The sequence below is a fragment of the Psychrobacter sp. UBA3483 genome, from assembly GCF_002377905.1.
In the GTDB taxonomy this organism is placed as follows: domain Bacteria; phylum Pseudomonadota; class Gammaproteobacteria; order Pseudomonadales; family Moraxellaceae; genus Psychrobacter.
The window spans coordinates 13,466-35,723 of the sequence record NZ_DFQS01000033.1 but is presented as its reverse complement, the minus strand read 5'-3'; the positions used below and the strand labels follow the sequence as shown (position 1 = coordinate 35,723).

At 41.0% G+C, this 22,258-nt stretch carries 16 protein-coding genes; all 16 read left to right on the top strand.

Annotated features, from left to right (window positions below; translation table 11 throughout):
- Window positions 1–566 precede the first annotated feature (566 nt).
- The 16 genes from B2866_RS05725 to B2866_RS05650 all read left to right on the top strand — a co-directional run bounded on the left by B2866_RS05725 (window position 567) and on the right by B2866_RS05650 (window position 22,203).
- Window positions 567–1,931, top strand: a complete 1,365-nt coding sequence (locus B2866_RS05725) for an MFS transporter (protein ID WP_102077612.1) — start codon at window positions 567–569, stop codon at window positions 1,929–1,931.
- A 108-nt stretch (window positions 1,932–2,039) separates the two neighbouring features.
- Window positions 2,040–2,684, top strand: coding sequence for a single-stranded DNA-binding protein (ssb, locus tag B2866_RS05720; RefSeq protein WP_102077613.1), 645 nt, complete (start codon window positions 2,040–2,042; stop codon window positions 2,682–2,684).
- Window positions 2,685–2,827: 143 nt separating this feature from the next.
- Window positions 2,828–4,123: a tyrosine-type recombinase/integrase gene (locus B2866_RS05715; RefSeq protein WP_296191480.1), complete on the top strand. Its 1,296-nt coding sequence runs from the start codon at window positions 2,828–2,830 to the stop codon at window positions 4,121–4,123.
- 1 nt (window position 4,124) lies between these two features.
- Window positions 4,125–5,708, top strand: a complete 1,584-nt coding sequence (locus B2866_RS05710; protein WP_296173495.1) for a site-specific integrase — start codon at window positions 4,125–4,127, stop codon at window positions 5,706–5,708.
- A complete protein-coding gene (locus B2866_RS05705) occupies window positions 5,701–7,791 on the top strand; it encodes a hypothetical protein (protein ID WP_296191478.1) in 2,091 nt (696 codons plus the stop codon). The genes B2866_RS05710 and B2866_RS05705 overlap by 8 nt, the downstream gene beginning before the upstream one ends.
- Complete coding sequence (locus tag B2866_RS05700) at window positions 7,784–8,200, top strand: hypothetical protein (protein ID WP_296191476.1); 417 nt, start codon at window positions 7,784–7,786, stop codon at window positions 8,198–8,200. Before B2866_RS05705 ends, B2866_RS05700 begins: the two co-directional genes overlap by 8 nt.
- A 199-nt stretch (window positions 8,201–8,399) precedes the next feature.
- Window positions 8,400–10,034 carry a site-specific DNA-methyltransferase gene (locus tag B2866_RS05695; protein ID WP_296191474.1) on the top strand — a complete coding sequence of 545 codons (1,635 nt, stop codon included), beginning with the start codon at window positions 8,400–8,402 and terminating at the stop codon, window positions 10,032–10,034.
- A 3-nt stretch (window positions 10,035–10,037) separates the two neighbouring features.
- Window positions 10,038–12,737 carry a DEAD/DEAH box helicase gene (locus B2866_RS05690; RefSeq protein WP_296191472.1) on the top strand — a complete coding sequence of 900 codons (2,700 nt, stop codon included), beginning with the start codon at window positions 10,038–10,040 and terminating at the stop codon, window positions 12,735–12,737.
- A 450-nt stretch (window positions 12,738–13,187) separates the two neighbouring features.
- Window positions 13,188–13,511, top strand: coding sequence for an H-NS family nucleoid-associated regulatory protein (locus B2866_RS05685; RefSeq protein WP_068403902.1), 324 nt, complete (start codon window positions 13,188–13,190; stop codon window positions 13,509–13,511).
- Between the two features lie 209 nt (window positions 13,512–13,720).
- Window positions 13,721–14,545 carry a type II secretion system protein N gene (gene gspN, locus B2866_RS05680; RefSeq protein ID WP_296191470.1) on the top strand — a complete coding sequence of 275 codons (825 nt, stop codon included), beginning with the start codon at window positions 13,721–13,723 and terminating at the stop codon, window positions 14,543–14,545.
- Window positions 14,546–15,478 carry a type II secretion system protein N gene (locus tag B2866_RS05675; RefSeq protein ID WP_296191468.1) on the top strand — a complete coding sequence of 311 codons (933 nt, stop codon included), beginning with the start codon at window positions 14,546–14,548 and terminating at the stop codon, window positions 15,476–15,478. It abuts the gene before it with no gap.
- A 111-nt stretch (window positions 15,479–15,589) separates the two neighbouring features.
- The gene (gene gspD / locus B2866_RS05670; protein WP_191690411.1) at window positions 15,590–17,854 is read left to right on the top strand and encodes a type II secretion system secretin GspD; all 2,265 of its coding nucleotides are present in this window, start codon (window positions 15,590–15,592) and stop codon (window positions 17,852–17,854) included.
- 322 nt (window positions 17,855–18,176) lie between these two features.
- A complete protein-coding gene (locus B2866_RS05665; protein WP_068403893.1) occupies window positions 18,177–18,356 on the top strand; it encodes a hypothetical protein in 180 nt (59 codons plus the stop codon).
- Between the two features lie 51 nt (window positions 18,357–18,407).
- Window positions 18,408–19,400, top strand: a complete 993-nt coding sequence (locus B2866_RS05660; protein ID WP_191690413.1) for a TatD family hydrolase — start codon at window positions 18,408–18,410, stop codon at window positions 19,398–19,400.
- 160 nt (window positions 19,401–19,560) lie between these two features.
- Entirely contained in the window at window positions 19,561–20,367 is an 807-nt protein-coding gene (locus tag B2866_RS05655) for a tRNA threonylcarbamoyladenosine dehydratase (RefSeq protein ID WP_409520832.1), read from the top strand.
- A gap of 21 nt (window positions 20,368–20,388) precedes the next feature.
- Window positions 20,389–22,203 (top strand): GAF domain-containing hybrid sensor histidine kinase/response regulator, encoded by a 1,815-nt coding sequence (locus tag B2866_RS05650; RefSeq protein WP_296191462.1) that lies wholly within the window; start codon window positions 20,389–20,391, stop codon window positions 22,201–22,203.
- Window positions 22,204–22,258: the final 55 nt, after the last annotated feature.

Below are 22,258 nucleotides of genomic sequence, written 5' to 3'. Positions count from 1 at the left end.
AAATCATTAAAACAATCTAAATGAAATGTTTGTTAACTAACATAAGTGCTTTGTTATAGATTGAATCCAGCTTTGTTTTTCCGCATGGTTTGCGAAAAAATGTCGGTTTTGAATATTGTTAGTTGTAAGCACTGCTTCTTTAAATATTGGTTGTTTATGTCATGCTACTTTAGATTTTATTATTTTAAATATCGTATTTCTTAAAAGCTTGGCTGCTTTAAAAACCAATATACTTGCTATAAATCTGTATCATTAAAATCAGTTTAAGAACAGCCATACGGTCAAGGCAAGTATCTTGTCAACGTCTTACTTTATTGTCATGGCAGCGGCATTATTCAAGGTGTAATGAGCCATTAGATGCACTTGGTAACAAAATTATCGCCTCCATAAAAAGCGCAAATAGAGGCCAACCGTGCGGCTGCAGCAGTAAGATAAAAGTTTCGGCAAGCAAACGGCGAATGACTTATACTAGTGGGCTTAATTTGTAGGCTAACGCCTTGATAAAGGCGTGATAATACCAGCAAGCCGCAGTGATAAACCAGCAATGATGAACCAGTGAGGCAAGTATGAATAGCGTAGAAAAACGGGCAATTATTGGGGTCGGTGGTATCTTCGCCTTACGGATGATTGGCCTGTTTATGATTGTGCCCGTGTTTTCGGTGTATGGTGATAATTATGCGCACGCAACGCCGTTTCTGATTGGTTTGGCGGTCGGTATTTATGGGCTCGGGCAAGCGTTATTTCAAATACCAATGAGCCTTGCCGCGGATAAATTTCCGCGTAAGCCGATTATCTTTTTGGGGCTTATATTATTTGCTATTGGCGGCATCATCGCTGCCAATGCCACTGATATTTACGAGGTTATTATTGGGCGAGCGCTGGCAGGCAGTGGCGCGGTATCGGCGGTATTGATGGCACTACTTGCTGATGTGACGCGTGAAGAGATGCGCACCAAAGCGATGGCGACCATGGGTTTGACCATTGCTACCTCTATTATGCTGGCCTTTGCCTTCGGGCCTTTATTGGTCGGCTCGCTAGGCATCTCAGGGCTGTTTTGGCTCACCGCTGGTTTCGCTGTTTTAGCGATGTTATTATTATTGTTCGTACCGACGCCGCTACGCGTGCTTAAGCACAACCTCGATAACAAGTCGATTGGTCAGCAATTGGCTGATGTGCTAAAAATTGGCGATTTAAACCGTTTGCATATCGGTATTTTTGCCCTGCATTTAACCATGACGGCTATCTTCGTTATCTTGCCGCATCAGCTTAGTGAGGTACTTGGTTTATCGGTACGTCAGCAGGGTTTGGTTTATTTGCCGTTATTATTTATTGGTTTTGCCGTAGCGATACCCTTTATTATTATTGCTGAAAAGAAACGCAAAATGCGCCAAGTATTTTTGGCAGCGATTGCCTTGATGACCGCGGCTCTGGCATTATTAGCACTTGGTAGTCAGGTCGGGGTTGGTATTATTCTAGGCTTGTTGCTGTACTTTATGGGCTTTAATTTACTCGAAGCGACCATTCCCTCATGGATATCGAAGCGTGCGCCAGTCGCTAATAAAGCCACGGCGATGGGGCTAAACTCATCGAGTCAGTTCTTTGGTGCTTTTGTTGGCGGGGCGATGGGCGGTTTATTGTTAACCCAGCCGAATTTACTGGCGTGGGGCGTATTGGCTGTCATTATGGGCGCGGCATTGCTGCTGATTATTCCGATTGCTGATCCACCGTATTTATCAAGCACCACGGTGACCATTCCCAAAGATATTAATATCCAAGACTGGTCACGGCAAATGCTGGCGGTAGACGGCGTTGATGAGCTGGTCGTGATGGCAAAAGAGCAGGTCGCTTATTTAAAATTGGATAAAACGCAATTGACAGATTCTGCACGACAAGAGCTGTCGCATTTAGCGCAAAGCCCCCTAGATATTTAACAGAAAAATGGTTAAAGTGAAGTCATATTACTGCTAGTATTCATACTCTATATTAAATACTCGATTAAAGCTGGCAAACAAATTATTTATAAGTAAAAGGACGATATTATGCGCGGAGTTAATAAAGTTATCATCATCGGTAACCTTGGAGCAGACCCCGAGGCTCGCCAATTCAGTAATGGCGGTAGCGTGACCAACATTTCGGTTGCCACCTCAGAGCAGTGGACTGACAAGCAAAGCGGTGAAAAAAGAGAAGCGACGGAATGGCATCGCATTTCATTGTTTAACCGTCTAGGTGAAATCGCAGCACAATATTTGCGTAAAGGCAGTAAGGTTTATATCGAAGGTAGCTTGCGTACGCGTAAATACCAAGATCCTAACGGCCAAGACCGTTATATTACCGAGATTCGTGCTGAGCAAATGCAAATGCTTGATGGTGCGACTGGCGGTAGTAATGATGGCGGCGGCTTTGGTGGCGCTCAAGGCTCGAATCAATATCAGAACCAAGGCGGCTATGGCAATCAGGGCGGCGGTTTTGCTGGTCAGAACCAAAACCAAGGTGGCCAAAATAACTATGGCCAACAGGGAAATAACCAACAAGGCGGTTATAACCAAGGCGGCGCTCAGGGTAGCAACCAAAACAGCTTTAATAATCAAAATGCGCCTGCACAGCAGAACCAATTTAATAAACCTGCCCAAACAAAACCGACGGCAATGCCTGACGGTCCGGTAGATGATGATATTCCTTTTTAACGAATACATAAATCCAAACTGTTGATTAAATTAGATAGGGTCTATGTAAATAGACCCTTTTTCTATATCTAAAGAATAAAAATAGTTTATAATAGATCCATGAATAACATACATGATTAATTGTTGATTAAAAGGTTTGTCACATGGCTCAGATTAAGAACTTAATATTTAGTAATGGGGAAAGATATCCAATGCTAATGGATTCAGATGGTACTCCTGACTATTGGGTTACATTATATGTGACAGAGAAGCTAAGACCTTCTCAAACACAATCCGCAATTATCAATACTCTTGGGCATTTGATACACCTTAAACTATGGGAAGAGATAAACAATAGAAACCTTATAGAAGAGTTTATAGATTCTAAATTCTTAAGTAATGAAGATGTCTACTCTATTCGTGATCATTGTATGCTAGATAGTAGAAGCTTAAGGAGTTGGTTAAAAAGATCAAAGAGCAACGTAGTAAGGTTTCCGTCAGCATCAGCTGCGAACTTTATGCCTATTCAAAGTGTTTCTAGTAACCATGCTTCAAATAGAATGTCACATATAGCTTCCTACTTAGACTTTATAGTCCGAGTCTTACTAAAAAACAAACTAGTAAATGAGAGTGTGTCAACTTCAATTACTAACATGAATAATTCCCTATTATCTAATAAGCCCAAGGGTAACAAAGGAAAAGGTCTTGCTGCTGACCCTAATTCAAAGTCTGCACCACCTGAAGCCTTTTCTAGAATATTAGAGATAGTGAAAGAAGATTCACCTGATAACCCTTTTAAAGGTATAGACGTCAAGTTACGCAATGCAATTATATTTGAAGTCATGAATAATACAGGTATGAGAGCAGGTGAAATCTTAGCGTTGCAAATTGATGACATAGATTTCTATGATAATGCTATTTCAGTTGTGAGACGTCATGATGCCGTTGAAGACCCTAGAAAAATGCAGCCAGTAGCTAAAACGAGAGAACGTAGAATCCCTGTTAGTGCAACTCTCGTTGAACGATTAAAAAGCTACATTATGGAAAATCGTGCTGCTACAGATAAAGCTAAAGGACACCCTTATATCTTTGTCACTCATAAACGTGGTAACTATTATGGTAAACCAATATCTAATAGTACGTTTGTTAATCGTATTCTTAAGCCTGCAATAGCAGTTAGCCCAGATTTACTTGAAGAAATAACAAGACACGGGTTTCGACATAATTTTAATTATAACCTTTCAAAGCGTATAGATGCGATAAATGCAGCAGCAAAAGGAAACTCAAGCATAGATTCAATAAACGAAAAAAAAGAGATGCAAATTAGAAAGGATCTTAATGGATGGAGTTCTGAGAGTACTGCTGAGGGATATAATTTAAGACATATAAGGGAAGAAGCAGATCGAGTTATGCGTGAAGATATAGAGCATTGGTCTGAATTTATACACAAGGATGCATAGCATGAATGGCTTATTAAAAAATAATGGTGATTCAGAAGCCCATGATGATTTTGAAACAACAGAATTAAAAGTTCCTATACGACATATTAGTAAAGGCGGATATACTTTTGATTTTGATAATGATGAGTGGCGTTTAGATGGCTCCACTGTTATATATTTCAAACGTCTCACACCTATGAATAGAGAGTTAAAACATAGCTTTAAGGAAGCTTTGTGTCGATATGCAGAAGAGCTTTCAGCAATGCATACCTTCAATATGTTTAATAACTTTAATCTCTTTATGAAAGCCAATACTGATGACAGGATAACAGTAGAGGCTTTGTCTAATTATAGAGCTTCACTTGATTCAGTTGATGAGCACAAGTTAGGCGCTTTAAAAGGGTTCCTACTATCTTGGTATGAGTGGCGCTTTGCAGGTATTAATAAAGTAGTAATGAATTACTTAGATGAATTAAAACTTAAAGGCTTTGCAAAAGGTAAGGCGGTTAAAGGAGCATGTCCACATTCTGGGCCGTTAACTCATAATGAGTTAGGATCCTTAATTGATTGGGCGTCAAATGCATTCAATACAAAATTACTGAACCTCACAGAGTATTCTTTCTTCATGGTACTAGCATTCACTGGTCGTCGAACTGTTCAAATTCGCTCTTTGAGGTCAAAAGACATTATTTACCGTGAGGATAGTCATGGGCACGATTATATTATTAACTGCCCTAGGGCTAAGCAACGTGGATTTGGTTTTAGAGAACAGTTTACACCTTTCACAATCAACGAAGATTTATACCTTATTTTGAATAACAAACGTAATGAATCAATAAAGCTAATTGAAAAAAATTTAGGGATTACTCTGCATCCAAAAATACAGTGTGAGATTCCCATTTTTTTAGAAGAATCTAGGCTAATTGAGATAGTAGATGAAAAAGATTTAGTTAAAAAGTTAAATGATTTGCCTGACTATCTACATATGACAAGAAGCAATGCCATCTCCTTGCTTAAAGGAGTATCTATTAAAAATACCGCTTATTCTGAGAGAACTGGGGATTTTATTAATTTTACGGCTTATAGGTTCAGATATACAAAAGGTACTAATCTTACACGTAGAGGAATAACAGGTGTTGCTTTAGCGGCGGCATTAGATCACTCGGATACTCAAAATATTGGTATTTATGTAGAAAACACCGAAGAAACTGCCCAACAGATTGATGAAGTGATGGCTCCAATATTAGCGCCGCTAGCGCAGGCATTTGCGGGAAAACTAATTTCTTCTGAAAGAGATGCTATTAGGGCAAACGACCCTAATAGCAGGGTTAAGAATAGAGCTTCTGAAAACGTGGGTAATTGTGGAACGCATTCCTTTTGTGCATCTGGGTATAGAGCATGCTATACCTGCATAAATTTTCAACCTTGGTTAGAAGCTCCTCATACTAATGTTCTCACGGAAGTCTTAGCAGAAAGAAAAAAACAAGAGGAGCTAGGTATTTCACAAAACGTTATTCAATCAACAGACAGGTTACTACTTGCTGTACAACAAGTCGTTCTTATGTGTGAAGCTATCAAGTCAGAGGAGAGAATAGTAAATGTCTAATGTTATTCATTTTCAACCTAAAGACGAGCTAACAGCTAAAAGGAACTTAGAGAGTTTTATTGTCGATTGTCGTGATAAATTGACGCTCTATGATGATCAGGGCGGTTGGCAGAGTAATAACTGGAAACACGAACAAAAAGGGCGTTCAATAGCAATGACCTTTTCAAAATATCGTGAAGTTTCGAATCCTGCTAACTTTGATCCTTTAGAAGAACCTTTCCTATCTTTCGCAAAATCTTATATTCGTTACAACCAAAGCATCAAAGCTGTTTCAAGTGTTACTAATAAGATGGTCGCTTTACGCCTAATTCATGATGCTTTGTTTGAGGTTCATGATGATGCCGATATATTAAAAGTTGACGGTTTAGTCCTTAGTAAGGTGAATGAACTAACTACGCTTCGGATAACTAATGATGACCGCAGAAATAAAGTAGGTTACCAAATTCAAATTCTGCTTGATTTCATTCGGGATAAGAGGTTTGTACCTACACTACAGGCATGGGTAAATCCTTGGCCTAAAGTAGGCGCAAAAGCCGAAAGAACTGACAAAGAATCTATAGAATGGCAGGATACACGTTGTCCAAGTATGCATCAAATGTTAGCTTTGGCAGATAGTTTTGCAAAAGCTGATAATCAAGAAGACAAGTATTGGTCTAGTATTGTAGCACTGCTAATGTTTGCACCTGGAAGAGGTGGCGAACTTTCGGAATTAACGGTTGATTGTATTCACCGAGGCGAAAATGGAGCGTTAGGTGTCAGATGGTATGCTAAAAAGGGCTTCGGTCATACAATCAAGTGGGTTCCTAAAGACCTTGAAGAAACTGTTTTAGAGGCTCATAGAAGGCTAATTGAGATTGGGCAGCCTGCACGAGATGCTGCTAGATTTGCCTACGAAAATCATAATACCTTCTTGCGTCACGAAGACTGCTGTACTTCAAATGATTTTTCTGAGAATAGAAAGTTAAATGCATACGAATTTGCATGTGCAATGAACTTCTCAAGAGCTACTACAGAAGGGTTGTTGTATAAGAATATAGATCTACACTCTGATGAAGCTTGGGACTATATCGGTCAAAGAAAGACTAAATGGATAGAAAGTTTAAGGTCTAGTGGAAGCCCTACATATACAGCGCTAGCTAAATACACATTAGAAGAATACAGAAACTCAAGTTGGCCAAATTTACAGTCAATTGAACGTCCAATATGGGAGTCTCTAGTCCTTATACGTGATCGCGAGTTCCATAATCAGTTTGCTGTCAGAGCTTTCTCATGGCGTCTGCCTACGGTTAACGAATTAAATGCTCAACTAGCTATCCGAGACAAACTTGGGAATCCGCCTAAAACACTTTTTCAAAGAATGGGTTATAAAGACGAAGATGGATCTGAGATTCGTCTAACTTCACATCAAATTCGTGTTTGGCTATCCACTAACGCTGAGCGTGGAGGTATGGATGCATGGCAGTTAGCGCGATGGGCAGGACGAGCAAGGATAAACGACAACCGTCATTATGATCTTCGAACTAGCGAAGAGCGAGAGCAACAAGTTAGAAGTGTCATAGAGTTTAATGAACGTCCGACGGCGCTTCAAGCTATAAAACTTAATTTACCAGTAAGCTATACAGACTTAGGTTTAAACCGTATTGGTATCGCTGATGTTACAGAATATGGCATGTGTACTCATGATTATGCTATGTCACCCTGTACTAAAGGTGGTGAGTGCATGACATGTAAAGAGCATGTGTGTATCAAGGGGATGCCCAGCACTTTAGAAAGCATTATTAGGCTAGAAGACCAAGTGGAGTCTCAGTTTAAAAAAGCAGAGCGTGATGAAATTAGCGGTCATTTTGGTGCTAATAGATGGGTGACTCACCTTAGTTGGAAGTTGGCACATATTCGCACGCAGCGCGTATTGCTTGAGTCAGAGGATACGGCTGAAGGAGCTATTTTGTGGATTCCACCAGACCATGACCCTAGTCCAATCAAACGTGCGCTAGAACAGAATGATTTACAGGTTACAGCCAACAGCGAAGATTACATTGAAGAAACTACACTTAAATCACTATTAGGGATTGAAAATGCCTAAAAATATTATTACAGAGAAAACTCTGAAAGTTGCGTTGCACGAGCTAGATAGTTGGAGTGGTAAGTTAACATGGGATAGGTATGCTAAGCAGCTTGCTAAGGTATTGGGTGAGGATACAATTAGTCGCCATACCCTAATGGCATACAAAGTATTAGTTGAGGCTTTTAGAGAGCGAAAAGAAAGCTTAAAAGAAGCTAAAAATAGTGAAACATCGGATATTACTTTGGATTTTGCTAAAAAACAAATTGCCATGCTAGAAGCTAAAGTAAAGCGACTTGAAAGTCAGAATGAGAAGTTACTAGAACAGTTTGTTAGATGGCAGCATAATGCTTATATGATGCCGAAAGTGGATATGACTTTGCTTAATCAGCAGTTAGATAAACCTTTGCCTCAAGTAAATAGAAGATAGTTAATACGCTTCTATATAGCCCTGTATTAGGCTCATAGAGTAGAGATGGGTAGTTTGTACTAATTATGCTTTAAAGAGCCTGTATGGGCAAATATGAGACTCTAAGCACTTGATTAAGACATCAAATAGACTTAAAGAACTACCTTAGTTCGAACTTTTACTTATAAAAAACTAAATATTCAACCAAATTGGAATAATCATGCCGTTATTAGACTGGGTAAACCGCAATCAAGCAGAGGAAACTGCTGATCAAGTGCCATACCATTTGCTTAAGTTTGAGCAGTCTTATGGTGATGTCGATAAAGCAAAGGAAAACCTAATTATACAAGGGGATAATCTTCAAGCGTTAAAAGCTTTACTCCCTCTATATGGTGGTCAAATTAAGTGTGTATTTATTGATCCACCTTACAACACCCAGAATGCTTTCGAACATTACGATGATAAGTTAGAGCATTCCCAATGGTTATCTTTACTATACCCACGACTTGTTTTATTACATCAACTATTATCTCAAGATGGATTTATGTGTGTCCACATTGATGACAAAGAAGGATCTTATCTTAAGGTAATGCTTGATGAAATATTCGGGCGACAAAACTACCAAAATACAATTTATACACAAGTTAGGTATGCTGAAAAAACTTTAAAAGAAGATATGGCTTACCATAAGCAAATCGAGTACCTCCTAATTTATAGGAAGTCACATCTTTCAAAGCCTAATAGGCCTCAATTAAGCTCTAATAATGATAAGTTTTGCTATTCAATAAAAACTATCTCTGCTGCTTCAGAAACTATAATGATGGGTGGTAAACAGGTAGAAGTATTCAAAAAAGGTGATTATAAAATAATAAAGCACGATAAAGGATTTAATGAGGGATTAAAAGAAATTTGGGCAAGTGGAACTATTTTAGATGGTAATTCTTCAGGTCGCTTCTTTCGAGATTACTTAACAGGCAGGGTTGAAGAGGATGGCTTAGGCGCTTTATATAGAGTACCCAATATTGGCGATGATATGTATGAGTATAGGTATTTTACTGGGCCTAAGAGAGCTGGAGCAACCAAGGGTAAGTATTATCAAGGTATACCATTAGAGAAATTAGACCAAACTCATAAACACGTTCCGATACCTAACTTTTACGATTTTGCTGATCGTTTTGGAAATTGTAGAAATGAAGGAGGAGTAGCATTTAGGGGCGGAAAGAAGCCTGAAGAGTATATTAGAACTATTCTTGAAATATTTTCTAACGAAGGAGATTATATTCTTGACTCATTTTTAGGTTCTGGTAGTACAGCTGCATCTGCCCATAAAATGAAACGTAAATATATAGGCATAGAGATTGGTGAGCATGCCACAACCCACGTACTACCTAGATTAGAGTCAGTAATTAATGGTGATAACACAGGTATTTCGAGTGATGTAGGTTGGAATGGTGGTGGTGGATTTGACTTTTATACTCTAGGATCACCTGTATTCGACGAACAAGGTTTTTTGCATTCGGATGTTAAGTTTAATGACCTCGCAAGTTATGTATGGTGGTTAGAGACAAAGACTCCTTTACAGTCTAACAAGCATAATACACCATTCTTAGGGGTATATAACGAAGTCGCCTATTATCTACTATATAACGATGTACTAGGCGATAAACGTCCGCGTGGAGGTAATTTACTAACTCATAAAGTTCTTAAATATCTTGATGAGCACTACGCATACGAAGGGAAACGTATCATTATTGGGGAAGCTACACGTATTGGTGATTCAAGCTTAGAAGCATTAAATATCGAGTTTAAGCAAATTCCGTATGCTCTTTACGGTACTCAAGCGAATAAGGATTAAAAAATGAGCTTAAAATTAAAAAATTATCAAAAGAGATCGCTAGAGGCTTTAAACAGGTTTTTTGTACTAGCTTCTTCATTCGGAGCTAAATCTGCTTTTGAGGAATGTATTGCTGAAAATAGCTTAGAGGCTGTTAGTTATAACGACCGTCTTGAAGGTGTGCCAAGTGTATGCTTACGTGTTCCTACAGGTGGTGGTAAGACGCTGATGGCGGCTCACAGCATTCCTATTGCTGCTGAACAATACGCTAATACTGATACGCCTATTGTGTTATGGCTTGTACCTACAGATATGATTAGGACTCAAACTCTATCAGCCTTATCTAATCCTCATCATCCTTACCGAAAAGCCTTGCAAGGTCAATATGGTGACCGATTAAAAGTATGTGATATTGAAGCACTACAGACCCTGAATAAGCATGATATTGAAAGTTCGTGTGTAGTCGTAGTGACTACCATACAGGCTTTCAATATTGATAAGGAGAAGACTTATCAGCGTAATGCTTACGCATTCGACGAAAATTTAAGTGAGTTTTTTAGAAGTTTATCAGCTGATCAAGTATCTAAACTAGATAAAGTCACGGAAGATACCTTGCAGCATCAACCGTTCTTGACTACAAAAGATATAGGTCGAGTTAAACATTCCTTAGTTAATTTTTTCAATATATATAGACCAATCATCATTGTTGATGAAGCACATAAAAACCGAGGTGGTCAAAGCTTCTTTCCTACGCTAAAACGTCTTAATCCTAAATGTTTAGTAGAGTTTACTGCTACTCCTAAAGATAACAATGTGCTGTATTCTGTATCTGCCGCTGAACTTAAAGCGGAAAACATGATTAAATTACCCATTGTTTTAACTGAGCATTCTAATGAAGATTGGCAGTCCTGTATTCGCGACTCACTCATTCATCGTGAGAACTTAGAAATACTGGCTCAAAAAGAGCATGAATACATTCGACCAATTTTATTGATTCAAGCTCAAGATAAAAATGGGGTGGCAAACGTTGATTCTGTTAAAGACTACTTATTGTCTGAATGTAATATCACAGAGGACTGGATAGCTATCTCAACGGGTCAGACCAAAGAGCTTGAAGATATAAATCTATTTAGTGAGTCCTGTCCTATAAGAGTTGTTATCACTGTAGAGGCATTGAAGGAAGGGTGGGATTGTTCGTTCGCTTATATTTTAGCGAGTTTACAAAATGTCAAATCGGCTACTGATGTAGAGCAGCTACTAGGGCGAGTATTAAGAATGCCTTACGCTAAAGAACGTGCACAATCAGAGCTGAATAAAGCTTATGCACACGTTATATCAAACGATACAACTGAAGCTACCACTCACCTAAAAGATCGTATGGTAGAGAATATGGGCTTTAATAAGTGGGAGGCAGATGCAGCTCTGATTCCGAAAGCTCAATCCGAACTAGGTTTAGGTGAAGCAGGAGGAAGTGCAACTAAGCCTAAAGAGCCTGAAGTCTCAATACCTTTACCGTTCGATTTAAAAACAGAAGACTTAGGGTTAGAGCTGCAGTCATCGGTTAAGAAATATGAAACTAGCCAAGGTTCGTCATTAGTGATTATGAAGGGTACGAGTGATGAAGTTTTTGATCGCTTACAAGATATAGCGCTAAACCAAGCATCTCCTAAACAGCAAGAAAGCATACAATCTTCTTTTGAAGAGGCTAGAGCACAAAGACAATCAGTATTAGCTCCTGAGAATTGGAACGCTACATTTGCACCCATTGCGCAATTAGGTTTGTTGCTAGAAGGAGATTGGCAACTTGCTGATAAGGAAACCATTGAAGATAGTGTTGAGTGGGATTTACTTGATTTTCCACTGAGCTTAGAGCAATTCAGTATTAGAGAGACTGCTACTAGTTTTGAAATTGATATAAATACAGAACAGAAGTCCCTTAGTTACAAGCGTTTGCATACAAAGCAGCTTCATTTTGAAGATATGCCAACACCAATTACAGAGGATGACTTGATTAATTGGTTAGATAGAAGAACTAGAAGATCGGGATTAACTCAAATACAGCTTAGAGCATATCTTGTGAAGCTACTGTCATACCTTATTCATGAGAAGAAATATAGCTTGACCAGTTTACATCGTGCGCAGTTTCAGTTGGCACAAGCTGTAAATGATGAGATTAATAGACTTTTCAGCTTAGCAAGAAAAAAGGCTTTTCAATCAGACTTATTTGAGCATCTTAAGGTAAGCGAAACTATTACTACATATAACTCTTTTGAGTTCAAAGCAGGTATATACCCTGTAAGAAAGCCATACAGGGGTAGTTTTAAGTTTGAGAAACACTTTTATGGGCAAATAGACGATTTGAAAGAGAAAACTAATTCAGGAAAGATTACGGAAGAGTTTAAGTGCGCTCAGCTGTTAGACTTTCATGAGAAAGTTAAGCATTGGGTAAGGAATATTCCTAAACAGCCACATTCATCATTTTGGTTGCCAACTCAAAAAGACTATTTTTATCCTGATTTCGTTGCCGAGCTTATCGACGGCTCTATTTTTGTACTTGAATACAAAGGTGGTCATATAGATACTGCTGATGATGCTCGTATCAAAAATGATATTGGTAAACAATGGGCTAAAGATAGCAATGGTACGCGAATATTTCTAATGGCAAAAGCACAAGATAACATGGGGCGAAGTTTGGAAGAGCAAATTAATCAGGCGATTGGATAGATGTATTTTAACTAAAAATGTTGATTAAGATCCTTAAAAGGTGGTATTTTATCTCTTAATCAACTATTATATTATTTGTTGTTGATTAATAATTTTATTTTAACTTCTTCTCTTTGATTTTAAAGGCTTTATTTGAATTTATTTGATACGTTTAATATTTATGTATTCATTACCATTCTAGGATACGTAATCTAATAATGTTGAATGAATCAGAGAAAAGAGCTTACTTTTAGAGGCTCTTTTTTTTATATGATAAATTCTATTTAATATAAAAGTTTATTTTCTCAAAAATAATTATTTGCTTGCTGATATTTATTATTAAATATCAATCAATACTTGTAGCGGTTTATATTTTTGTTTATATTACTGCTACTTACGATTTTTATTACGCATAAGTTTTTAGTAAAAATCCAACTCGGTTATAACCTTAATATAAAAGTGGAGTTTACGATGAACAAAAATAACGTCATAGATTTAAATAGTTTAAACGTTGATGAGCTACGTGCGATTACTGAAAATGCGCAGCAATTGATTGAAGAAAAACAGCATCAGCGTTTATATGACGCCTATATGCAGTTTGAAAAAATCGCTGAAGAAAGCGATGCCAGCATCGAAGAAATTCTACAAGCGGGCGAGAAGCTGGAGAAAAAACGCAGCATTAAATATCGCAATACCGATAATAATGAAGAAACTTGGACTGGACGCGGACGCAAACCGACTTGGTTGGTAGATGCACTAGCGTCAGGTCGCAAGCTTGAGGATTTTGCCATTTAGCCATTTAAAAACTCTTGGTTAAAGGCTTATTCTATTCTGCTTTCATGTATTATTAATTATGATGGTTTTATAAAATAAGTTGCTAGATAAAAGCCAGTCTCTTTATCGCCACTATTTTGGTGCAAAGATACTGGCTTTTTTTCTGTCATCTGTACGCCATTGTTTGCTATGATAATGACGTTTTTGTCTTCTATAAGAGTTAGCTAACCGTGCCTCACGTTTCCACGTCGTCTCACAAGCGTCCCCGCAAGCTCTGGTGGCTACTTGGCTTTATATTATTTGCGCTATTTGCCGTGTTGCAAATGCCTGCCGCGTGGCTGCTTGAAAAATATGCCCCTGATACGCCGTATGTACAACATGTGTCTGGCAATTTATGGCAGGGCTCAGCGATTTGGCAGCTACCTGTGTCAGCAACACCGCTTACCGGTGCTGCTGAGTGGTCGTGGCAGCCATGGCATCTACTATTAGGCAAATTAGGCGCAGAGGTCGATATCAGCTCAGAGCAGACCCGCTTAAATGGTCAGGTGAAAGTAGGCACCAGCTCATGGCAAATTCAAAACATGAGCGGTAAGATTGCCCCTGAAACTTTATCAAATGTGGTCGATTGGCAGCTGCCTAATACCCCCATTCAGGTCAATAACGTTTCATTAAAACGTCAATCTGCTAAAAATTCTGAAGCAAGCAGTTCAGATAGAAACGCCGCCGGTTTTAGTGAGGCCAGTGGTCAGTTAACGTGGGTTGGTGGCGAAGTCGGTTATCCTAGCGGTGGTAAGGTTTTTTATCTCACCATGCCTGCGCTGCGAGCTGAGCTCAGTGCCGAGCAAAAAAATAATAAAAATCTGCTGCATGTCAATCTTATCAACAATCAAGATAAGCGCTTGGGCGATTTGTATATCGATGGCGATAATATGCTAGATGTGAGCTTAACCCAGCGTTTACTAGAAAATATGCCAGAATATAAAGGGCAAGCTCCGCAAGACACGCCTGTGGTCAGTGTGCGCCAGCCATTGCTTAGTGGCTTAGGGGCGCGCTAGATGATGAATGTTGCCGATGTATCTAGCCGTTTAAAACCTGTTATTAATACCCTAAATCGCTTTTCAGCAGCACTATTGCTATTAGCGATTGTTTGGCTATGCTGGAGCGCGGCGCGTTTGCTTTGGTTGCTGCTGGCTGCGCCATTAGCGCCTGCCTTACCACTTGCTCCTCTGCAGAGTACGGCGAACAGTAGTACAGATCATAGTGGTTTATTTGCCATTTTTGCGGACCCTGATCCTATCGCTGCGCCCGTACAACCGCCGCCCAATGTTTTGTTAAAAGGTGTACTTATCGCCATACCAGAGAGTCTGTCTTCGGCGATGCTGGACGTCAATGGCGAAGTAAAAAATTACCGTATCGGTGACACTTTAAAAGACAGTGACTATACGCTGGTCGCCGTCGATTGGAATGAAGTCATTATCGCCGATGCTTACGATAAAGAAGTCGTCATCAGAATGCCAGAAGCCATGCCGCTTGATCAAAGTGCCATGCTGGCGGGTGCGGTGGGCAATCAGCGTTTGCCCGATAATAGTATGTTGCCAAACCTGTCTAATGCGCCAATGTCCGAGCAAGGCAATCCTGAAACTGAGCAAAATGGCCAAGAAAATGGTCAGGCAACCGATCAAAGCGCGCCGCAGTCGCCAATTGATGAAGCCGTTACCGAATTACAGTCAAACCCAGCCAGTTATTTAAGTCGGATGGGAGTGATGGCATCTGGAGAAAGCTATCAGGTCACCGCCGCCATGCCAGCCAAACTGCGTAACCGTTTAGGGCTAGAGCCGGGCGATAAGGTACTAACTGTTAATGGTCAAAGCGTTGGCAGCAATCCCGGCCAAGATGCCAGTATACTGCAGCAAGTCAAACAATCTGGCGAAGCGCAAATAGAAGTACAGCGCGGCGATCAAGTTATCACCATTCGCCAGCAGTTTTAGTTAAAAAGTTCATCGGTTAATACATTTGGTTCATATTATATTTAGCAAAAGTTTTATTCAGCAAGCACGAAAATCAGTATATCCGCGTCATCACTGTAGGTAATTATCAATATGGTCAGTTCTCAAAATTTTTCGGTCACGCCTTTGTACCATATCTTGCAGCGTTTGATGCGTTTGTGTCGGCCGCTATGTTTAGCCGTTCCTTTATGGGCAGCGAGTACAGGTCTTGTCAATGCAGAAAGCTGGAAGGTTAATCTGCAAGATGCTGATATCAAAGCTTTTATTAATGAAGTGGCGACCATTACCAATCAAAACTTTGTCCTTGATCCGCGTATCAACGGTAACGTCACGGTCATCTCTAATAAAGCGCTGTCGCGTGACGAGATTTTTCAGCTGTTTTTAAGTGTCATGCAGGTCAATGGTATTGCCGCTATCGATTCGGGTACGACCATTAAGCTGGTACCAGATAACGTCGCCAAACAATCTGGCGTGGCGGTGGACTTACGCGGGGACAGTGTCGGTGAAGCCTTAGCGACACGGGTGATTTATTTGACCAATACCCAAGCGGCAGAAGTGCTTGGTGTCATTCGTCCCTTGATGCCGCAGTCGGCGCACGCAGCAGCGGTACCGGGCGTTAATGCGCTAGTATTGTCTGACCGTGCTGATAGTCTTAATCAGCTCACGTCACTTATCCGCGATTTAGACAGCAACGTCAATGATAGTTTGCAAGTCATACCGCTGCGTCATGTCGACGCTGAGCGTATGATGGAGTTGATTAGTGCCTTGGTGGCAAGCGCAGGTAGCGGGCAAGCACAAGGTGGCAGTAATCAGCTAAAAGTCATCGCTGACACCTCTAGTGATAGGCTGCTCGTCAAAGGCAGTCCGGAGATGATTGCCAAAGTTCAAGAAATGGTCAATCAATTAGACACTACGCCTTCGAGACGTTTAAGTGGTCTGCGCGTCTTTCGCTTAAAATATGCCAGTGCCGGTCACATTGCAGAGATGCTGCGCGGCTTGCTTGCCAGTCAGTCTATTAATAGCGCTGGTGCGGCTTCAACCTTAGAGTCAGCTTCGCTAAACGGCGCCAGTAGTACAGGCTCAGCCCTTAACAATAATACTAATGCGCTTACCAACAGTGCTACGAATACCAGTACTGGCGCTACGGGAGCAGCGTTATCTACGGCAAGTTCAGGTGGCACAGGTAATGGTATCGGCGGGCGACCTTTTAGCATTATCGCGGATGAAACGCAAAATGCTGTTATCGTCAATGCCGCGCCCGAGCTGATGTTTGAGATTGAGGATGCCGTCGCTCAGCTCGATAGCCGCCGTGCCCAGGTTTTGATTCAAGCGGCGATTGTCGAGGTTTCAGGCGATGACGCTACCCAACTTGGCGTACAATGGGCGCTGGGTAATGCCAATAGTGGCTATGGCGTGGTCAACTTTAATAACGTCGGCGCGAGTGCCGTCTCGCTTGCCGCCGCCGCGTTATCAGGTGGCGCAAATATTAGTGCAGCAGCAGGTTCTATTGCTGGGGCGTTAATTGGCATCGGTGATAGTAAAAAAGACAGCCAAGGTAATACTCAGTTTTATGGTGCAATCTTACAAGCGCTTGATTCGTCGACCAGCGCCAATCTGCTGTCGATGCCATCAATTCTAACCTTGGATAATGAAAAGGCCAGTATTTTGGTCGGTCAAAACGTGCCTTTTGTCACCGGCTCTTATACCACAGGCAGTGACTCATCAACCAATCCATTCCAGACCATTGATCGCCAAGATATTGGTATTAATCTAAATGTTATACCTCATATCGGCGACAATGGCACCGTACGTCTAGAGGTTTCGCAAGAGGTTTCGTCGGTAGTACCTGGCAGTGCCGCCAATGCCAGTGGCCTGATTACCAATAAAAGCTTGATTAATACCACGATTTTAGCCGACGATCAGCAAACCATTGCTTTGGGTGGTTTAATGCGCGATAACACCACTACCCGCCAACAAAAAGTTCCCGGTTTGGGCAGTGTACCCGTCATCGGACGGCTGTTCCGTTCTGATAATGACAGCACGCAAAAGAGTAACTTAATCATATTTTTGCAGCCGACCATCTTACGTGACGGCGGCGCTGTCGCTAGTGTGACTGAGCGCAAATACAATCAGATGCGCGTCCTACAGTTGGTTATCGACAAAAACGGCACTATTAAACAGCTGCCACTTAGCGGTACAGAAGGCTGGAATGGCAATGTCAGCGCAGACTATGAATTGATGCCACTCAATCCACTGGTACCTAAGCGTGACCAAACGCCAAAAACCACTTCACAAGGGTTTACCAAAGTAGATACGCCAAGTAGTAGTGGCATCACCACGTATCCTTTAAAACGCTAAATTCTAATATAGAGCGCTTGCGAATGGATAACGCAGGCGCTAACTTCTTGATTAGAATACAGCCCATCTCATCAGTAAATGTACGGCATGATAGCGCTGCCGTACATTAGCTTGCGTATTCATAACACAGATAAACACAGTACATTTTAGAGGAGCGTATAATTAGAGTGAATCTAATAACATATTGCTTTTATAAGCAATTTTTTAAGATAATTATTTAAATAACTGTCCTTTAAGTAGACTGGGTTAAGTTAGTGATTTTTAAGTTAATAGTAAAAATAGCTAGAATCTTAAAAGTAGCTAGAACCTATAGGCGCCACTAATGAGCAATCTTGATAATGAAAAGAAAAAGAAATGGTTAGCCTTAAGTGCGGTTACCATGGCTTTATTACTGATTCCGCGGCGTAGTAGTAAAAAGGCCGATAGCCAATTATCAAATCATAATAACGATGATAAAGTGCCTGACGAAAAAGCAGCTAATAAAGTCTCTAATTTAAAATAAACGTCTATATTTAAGAAAAATAATGAAAACCATTAAATTTGGAGGCTATTGATGACTGCGATTTACGCCTCATTTAACGCTAATGAGAAATTGCCTACAATTTTTCCTCTCATTGATACCCATACCCATTTTGACGCTCCCGTGTTTGATGTCGACAGAGAGGAGCAAATACAAAAAGCGTATCAGCGAGGCGTGCGCCATTTGGTATTGGTAGGGTATTTACAACGGCATTTTGACCGTTTATACGCAACTAAAGAATTTATTAATAAACAGGTGCACGCTATTGCAGGACAGACATTTGAGCAAAAAGAAATCTCTCTGCATGCGCATATTGCCCTAGGCTTGCATCCTTTTTATATCGATAATCATACGGATGAGCATTTAGAAAACATGGCGCAGATGTTAAATGACAAACGTCCTTTGGCCATCGGTGAAATCGGCTTTGATACCTTTACGGATGAGATGAAACAGCCTGATATGGTCGCCAAGCAAGCGCGTTTTTTTAAAGCCCAATTGGATATGGCGGTGAGCCAGCAGTTACCTGTGATGCTACATATCCGTAAAGCGCATGCTGAAGCATTGGCGTTGTTAAAGGCGCATGACTATGATGCTCATGAGCTTGGCGGCGTTGCCCATAGTTTTAGTGGCGGTGAACAAGAAGCAAAAGCCTTTGTAAAACTGGGCTTTAAACTTGGGGTGACCGGTCAGGTGACCAATCCAAATGCCAAAAAGCTGCGCCGTGCGATTCAAGCAGCGGTCGATACTTATGGTATTGAATGTTTGGTCATCGAGACAGATTGCCCAGATATGACGCCGATAATGTGTCAAGTTTCGAGCGGTAGTCAGTCAGCACTTGGCCAAAGCCCAGATGATGAATGGGGCGATGCACCCGCTCATGATAGAAATGTCCCAGCCAACTTACCTTATGTATTAGGCAGTTTAAGTGAATTACTTGCTGTGCCAACCGAGACGCTTGCCGAGCAATTTTGGCACAACAGTTGCAATGCTTTACGTACCGATTGGCGTTATCCAGTTCAAGAGTAGTCCAAGATACTTATTAATAATAAACAACCTTTTAATCGAGCTTTAATTTGTTATGACCGAAGAGACACAATTGCAGCAAACTATAAAGCAAACAGATACTTTAGTTAATAAAGAGGTCACTGCGCGCAGCGAGCAACAACTTGCTGCTGACAGCGTCGATGTGATTGATGACTCGTCCGAGCAGTATGAACGCCGTTTTAAAGGCACGCAAACATTGTATGGTGCCTCTGCTGTCGATACCTTTGCCGCAGCGCATGTTTACGTCATTGGCGTTGGCGGGGTGGGTTCTTGGGCGGCAGAAGCGCTGGCTCGCACCGCCGTTGGTACGATTACATTGATTGATTTGGACATATTGGTGGCGTCAAATGTCAATCGTCAGCTACCCGCGTTAGACAGTACCTTTGGTCAAAGTAAGATTGCGGCAATGGCAACACGTATCCGTGAGATTAATCCGAAAGTTGAAATAAATCTGATAGATGATTTTTTAACACCTGAAAATGTCGCAGCATTATTGCCCACGCGCGAGCAAGCAAAAATGGCTATGCAAAAAAATCCAATTGTTATTTTAGATTGTGTTGATGATATGAATGCTAAGCTTGCTATTGCCCTGCATTGCCGTTTTAACAAACTAAAATTGGTGTGTGCAGGCGGAGCAGGTGGTAAAATAGACCCGAGTCAAATTCGTGTAAGCGATTTACGCGATAGTTATCAAGATCCGTTGTTGGCAAAGCTACGCAATAAACTGCGCCACGAAAAAGGGATTAATAGTACGCTTAAAGAGAGATTTGGCATCAAATGTGTCTATTCGACAGAGCCACCGCGTGTTGATAAAAGCTGTCAAACAGGCGGTTTACACTGCGGTGGCTATGGTTCGGCGGTCGTCGTCACCTCAGTGGTCGCGATGCTGATGGTTAGTGAAGCATTACAATTATTGCTCAAACAGGCGGCGGTCAAGCCAAGCGTCTGACCTGAATTAACGGAGTCCATTTTGTCTACATCTAACTCGTCAGAAATCGGTTATCGTTATCCTGTCGCTGCGGAAGACGCTGAGCGTATTAGTAAACTCAAAAAATATCAGGTACTCAACAATAATGAAGAACCTGCTTTTGCGCGTTTAACCGAGCTTGCGAAATTGTTTTTTAATATGCCAGTCGTAGCCATTACCTTTATGGATGAGGAAACCCAGTATTTAAAATCGGTACACGGGCTTGATGGTATTTGTACAACATCACGCAAAGTCGCTATTTGTAATTATACTGTCCTGTCGGATGAGGTTTTGGTACTGCCAGATTTGACAGAGGACAGTCGCTTTAGTCAAAACCCGTTGGTGACAGAAGCGCCATATTTGCGTTTTTATGCGGGCGCGCCGATTATTATGCAAGAAGATGGCAAGACCTATCGTTTGGGTTCTTTATGTTTGATGGATATGCAAGCGCACCACGATTTTACCGAAAAGGATGCAGATATATTGGCGCAGTTTGCTGCGATGGCTGCCGATGCTTTGAAACTTCAAGACCAGCAGCGCCATGCCAAGCATGCTAATGAGATGAAGTCAGAGTTTCTGGCCAACATGAGCCACGAAATACGTACGCCGATGAATGGCATCATTGGTATGGTTGAGATGCTCGCTGAGACTAAGCTGAGCGCTGAACAACAAGAGTACGTCGATAATATTAAAGTCTCAAACGAGCACTTATTGGCGATTATTAACGGTATTTTAGATTTATCAAAAGTTGAATCAGGCAAAATGACCATCGATTCAATACCGATGAATATATCGAGCCTTTGTAACGAAGTGGTGAGTTTGTTTGCGGTCAAAGCCCGTCAGCGAGGTTTGACGTTAGATTATCATTATACCGAGGCATTATCGCCTTATATCAAGGGTGATCCGGTACGCATCAAACAAATCATGGTGAATTTGGTCAATAACGCCATTAAATTTACCCGTGAAGGCGGACGGGTGACCATTGACGTTAAACACATGGAAAACAACCCTTGTGAGGATAAATACGGTAATCATAAGTCTATATGCAGTCATGAGCTACAAGTAGAGCAAGCGTCTCATTATAATACTGATGATAGTGGTTCGGTTAATCATCAAGACATGACGCTCTGTATTGAGGTTACAGATACCGGTGTCGGTATCAAGCCAGAATCTTTAGAGGCGATATTTGATGCTTATGATCAAGCCAATAAATCGACTCATCGCCTTTATGGTGGAACAGGTCTAGGTCTGTCAGTTTGTAAATCTTTGGTAGAGCTGATGGGCGGCTATATCGAAGTAGATAGTGCCGTCGGTATTGGTACGACTTTCACCGTATTATTGCCGCTACCTCCTATCGATGAAGCGCATTACGAGAGCTGGCAAGACTCAAACGACTTTGGTATGACAGAACCAAGTCATGAGCTTATTGGTCATATATTGCTGGTTGAAGATGATAGCGTCAATGCCATGATTGCTAAAAAAGCACTGAACAATAGCGGTCATACGGTCACTCACGTCACGGATGGACAACAAGCCATAGAGGTTTTTGCGTTAAATCCTGAGCAGTATGATGTCATTTTGATGGATCATCACATGCCGATTATGGATGGTGTACAAGCGACGATTAAACTGCATGAGCTTTATGACCCGCAAGCATTGCCGCCTATCATCGCCTTGACCGCCAATGCGATGGATGGTGAGCGTAAAAAATATCTTGATGTCGGTATGCAGGATTATTGCACCAAACCCTTTAAACAAGAGCAGCTTAATGCCTTGGTGCAATACTGGCTGATGTATAAGCAATCGATGGAAGAATAATTTCCTCATCTAAAAAGCATTTGACATTAAAAAAGCTTAACCCCTAATAGCGGTT